The sequence below is a fragment of the Streptomyces sp. NPDC051677 genome (genome assembly GCF_044453465.1).
GTDB lineage: Bacteria > Actinomycetota > Actinomycetes > Streptomycetales > Streptomycetaceae > Streptomyces.
Genome location: NZ_JBITCT010000140.1, coordinates 1 through 1,685 on the forward strand (window position 1 = coordinate 1; position 1,685 = coordinate 1,685).

At 64.0% G+C, this 1,685-nt stretch carries 1 protein-coding gene; it reads left to right on the forward strand.

The features are described 5' to 3' along the window. Positions 1 to 1,326: 1,326 nt before the first annotated feature. On the forward strand, positions 1,327 to 1,623 hold the full coding sequence (locus tag ACIBAF_RS49250; RefSeq protein ID WP_399473412.1) for a hypothetical protein: 297 nt from the start codon (positions 1,327 to 1,329) through the stop codon (positions 1,621 to 1,623). Positions 1,624 to 1,685: the final 62 nt, after the last annotated feature.

A 1,685-nucleotide genomic window follows, 5' to 3' on the forward strand; every position in this document is an offset into this window, starting at 1 on the left:
TCACCCGCAGCCGCCTCGGACGCCTCGTCCGACAAGGCTTCCTCACCCAACCCGGACGAGGTCGCTACGAGAAACGGACTTAACGTCCACTCAGAGGGTCGAACTGGAAGCGGGCAGCCTCAGTTCGACCACCGACTTCGTGGTTCGTGAACTGAGAGACTGCCGACGCACGCAATCATCCTCGGGCGGTGCTAACGCCTGGACGAGCGGCTCCTCCTTGTAGTGGTACCGCAGGGACCGCGCTGTCCCCTTGGACACGACATGAGCCGTCCAGGAGGACCCCTGCGTCACAGGGCCCTGAGGCCAGCCATGTCGAGCTATCGGCGCAGAACTTCACACCGAGCGATACGTCGTCCTCGGACGGAGCGTATGCGCGCCTTACGATACACAACTCGCCCTAAGATCGGGCGGTTTGAGGAGGCAGTGCGATCTGTCGCCCAGTTCAACATCCCTCGATTCAACGCGGCCTGGCCCAGCCCAAGGGCCACGGTTCGCCCAGCAGCGTCCTGAAGCGGTCGGACGATCACGCCATGCATCCCTCATGCCTCCCGGCGGGACCGACCGACGCCGCCCCATGCACCATGAGGGTGCCGAGGCAGACTCGACAGCCGCACGCCTCTGTGCCTGATCTCCTCCAAGTGCCCGGCGCTGGTTGCAGTACAGCAGCGAAGTACAGCAACCACCGTGACCGCAGCTGACTGCCAACAGCCGTCGATGGCCGACTGACCAGCCCAGCAGACCTCAATGACCCCCCAGCCGAGAGTTCGGGACGAAGAGGTCGTGGGTTCAAATCCCGCCACCCCGACAGGAAAGTACCAGGTCAGGGGCCTGATCCGCTTGGCGGGTCGGGCCCCTGAGTGGTTGTGAGGGCCGCTTTGGGAGCCAGTTGGGAGCCGAGTTCGAGATACGGCTCCCAGTCGGCTCCCAGTTTCATTGCGCCGAGCCCATCGATCAGCCCCTATGGTCCTGGGCTCCTCGCCGGGTCGCGCAACACTGACGGTGTGGACAGCGAGCTTCTCGTGGCACCCGGCCTTGGGGCTGGTGAGATCGCATGTTGTGGTATCGCGCATTCGTGACTGAGGCCCGCGCAAGAGCCTCGGAAGACTCTCAGCGCCGGCACCGTGCATGATGTGGCGCCCATGCTGCTTTTAGACTCTGTGTGTGGTCGACAGCTCTGGGGCAAGACGTGGGAGCATTGCAGGAGCTTCCGGCGATGCTGGAACTGAGTACCGGCGCGGCGTCGCAGCATTCGCGGTGGCATGTGGGCTCGCAGGAGTTCCACTGCCGAGGATCGAGATCCCTCCCGCACACGCCCGAGTGGCGTCCGTGTCGCTGGAGACCGACGACGCGGTCGACGACATCAGGATCGACTTCGAATCAGGATGGCGTGCGCTAGTGCAGGCCAAGCGGAGCTTGACCGCCGGTAAGCCCCTGCAGGACGCCGTGGCCCAGTGGGTGCACGCCGTGAGGGCCGGTCTCGATCCCGCAAGGGATCGTCTGGTGATCGTCTCGGGAACGCTGAGCGGCACCATGAAAGATCTGCAGCAGGTCCTGGATCGCGGACGTACTGACCACCCTGGCTCACCACAGAAGAGTAATTGTCAAGACTTGTGGATCAGTTGAGGTGGATCACGCTGCGAGGGTCTTGTCTCGTTCGACGAGGAGGCCGTTCTCGAAGCGGGCGC